At 57.3% G+C, this 1,195-nt stretch carries 1 protein-coding gene; it reads right to left on the bottom strand.

Going from position 1 to position 1,195, the window contains the following annotated elements; translation table 11 throughout:
* Positions 1-43: 43 nt before the first annotated feature.
* Complete coding sequence (gene psbA / locus NW838_RS02540) at positions 44-1,108, bottom strand: photosystem II q(b) protein (protein WP_414351839.1); 1,065 nt, start codon at positions 1,106-1,108, stop codon at positions 44-46.
* Positions 1,109-1,195 lie beyond the last annotated feature (87 nt).

Below are 1,195 nucleotides of genomic sequence, written 5' to 3'. Positions count from 1 at the left end.
GCCAGGGGATCGTCTGCTTTTGTCAAGCCGTCAGGTCAGACCATCAGCCACGCACCGCAGGCGCCACTTCCACCGCCGCCAAGTCCAGCGGGAAATTGTGCGCATTCCGCTCGTGCATCACTTCCATCCCCAGGTTGGCACGGTTCAACACGTCTGCCCAGGTCCCCACCACTCGACCGTTGCTGTCCACAATCGATTGGTTGAAGTTGAACCCGTTCAGGTTGAACGCCATAATGCTGATCCCCAGCGCCGTAAACCAGATCCCCACCACCGGCCACGCCGCCAGGAAAAAGTGCAGGCTCCGGCTGTTGTTGAACGACGCATACTGGAAAATCAACCGGCCAAAATACCCGTGCGCCGCCACAATGTTGTAGGTCTCTTCCTCTTGCCCAAACTTGTACCCCAGGTTCTGGGACTCCTCTTCCGAGGTCTCCCGAATCAGGGTGGAGGTCACCAGCGACCCGTGCATGGCGCTAAACAACGCCCCACCAAACACGCCGGCCACCCCCAACTGGTGGAACGGGTGCATCAGGATGTTGTGCTCCGCTTGAAACACCAGCATGAAGTTGAAGGTGCCCGAAATCCCCAAGGGCATCCCGTCCGAAAACGACCCCTGCCCAATCGGGTAAATCAAAAACACTGCTGTGGCCGCTGCCACCGGCGCCGAGTAGGCCACCGCAATCCAGGGACGCATCCCCAGCCGGTAGCTCAGCTCCCACTCGCGGCCCATGTAGCAGAACACCCCAATCAAAAAGTGCAGCACAATCAGTTGGTAGGGGCCGCCGTTGTACAGCCACTCATCCAGTGAGGCGGCTTCCCAAATCGGATAAAAGTGCAGGCCAATGGCTGCTGAAGAGGGCACCACAGCCCCAGAAATGATGTTGTTGCCGTACAGCAAAGAACCAGAAACAGGCTCGCGAATCCCGTCGATGTCCACAGGCGGAGCCCCGATGAAGGCGATGATGAAGCAGGTGGTGGCAGTCAGCAGGGTGGGAATCATCAGCACCCCGAACCAGCCAATGTAAAGGCGGTTGTCGGTGGAGGTGACCCACTCGCAGAACTGCTCCCACACGTTGCTGGTTGAGCGACGTTGGATAACAGTAGTCATGAGAACAAACTTCCCTGAGGAAGTGCGAAGATTGACACCCTAACCTTAAAACATCCGTTAAGTTTCGTCAACCACCCAATACAAAAA

Source organism: Synechococcus sp. R55.2 (genome assembly GCF_047462075.1).
Lineage (GTDB): Bacteria > Cyanobacteriota > Cyanobacteriia > Thermostichales > Thermostichaceae > Thermostichus.
The sequence above is the reverse complement of the archived record's forward strand: the minus strand, read 5'-3'. Positions and strand labels throughout refer to the sequence as shown.